This window comes from Komagataeibacter kakiaceti JCM 25156, assembly GCF_000613305.1.
The window spans coordinates 1-1,122 of the sequence record NZ_BAIO01000653.1; the positions used below are offsets into that span (position 1 = coordinate 1).

At 59.1% G+C, this 1,122-nt stretch carries 1 protein-coding gene; it reads right to left on the reverse strand.

What is annotated here, in order from left to right; translation table 11 throughout:
• Positions 1 to 177: 177 nt before the first annotated feature.
• Positions 178 to 1,122: DNA polymerase IV (gene dinB / locus JCM25156_RS17600; protein WP_025814194.1), on the reverse strand; the 945-nt coding region annotated here is incomplete at its 5' end.

Consider the following 1,122-nt stretch of genomic DNA (forward strand, 5'->3'; position numbering starts at 1 on the left):
AAAAAAGAACCAAAAAACTTTTGATTTTTTAAATGTATTTTCTCAATCGACAATAAAGACACAAATCAATTTATATAATTCATAACAGATAAAAGTTTTTGGGTGCCGCCTTTTTTTCAAAAAGGCGGCGTTCCCCGAAGCTTTCTGAAAAAATCTTCACCAGAAACTTCCTACTGGTTACATCCCCTGGCTGAACAGCATGAGCTGCCGTGGAGATGAAATCTCCTCCCCCTGCCGCAGTCCCGATACGGTAACCCCCAGCAGCCTGATACCACGCGGAACCGGAAAACACGGGGCCAGAAGATTGATGGCGCGATGCGCGAGATCAGCGGCGTCGCGCACCGGTTCGGCTTCCGTGCGTCCCCGCACGATCTGCCGGAAATCATTGTATTTGACCTTTATGGTCACGGTAACGCCCGTCAGGCGGCGCGTCTGGCACCGGCCCCACACCAGTTCCGCCAGCGCGGTCATGCAGCCCCGTGCGGCGGGCCAGTCATGAATATCGGCCTCATAGGTCCGCTCACCCCCCACGGAACGGCGCGGGCGGTTGGGCTCCACGGGGCGCTCATCAATACCGCGGGCGATGCCATAATAGAAATCAGCCGCCTTGCCAAAATGCCGCAACAGCCGCGACAGGGACTGCCCGCGCAGGTCAAGCCCGGTGCGGATGCCCAGCGCATGCATGCGCGCGGCGGTGGCCGGGCCGATGCCGTGGAATTCCTCCACCGGCAGGCTGGCCACAAAATCCGGCCCCATATCGGGTGTAATCACGAACAGGCCATCGGGCTTGCGATAGTCCGAGGCCAGCTTGGCCAGAAATTTGTTGTAGGACACACCCGCCGATGCGGTCAGCCCGGTTTCGGCCCGGATGAACGCGCGAATGTCCGCGGCAAGAGCGGTGGTGGAGGGATAGGGCCGCAGGGGCCGGGTCACGTCCAGATAGGCTTCATCAAGCGAGAGCGGCTGGATCAGGGGGGTGAAGCGGGCAAATATTTCATGCACCCGCGCGGAGACGGCGCGGTACACATCAAAACGCGGCGGCACGAATACAAGGTCGGGACATTTGCGCAGCGCGGTTACCGATGGCATGGCCGAGCGGACGCCAAAGCGTCGGGCTTCGTA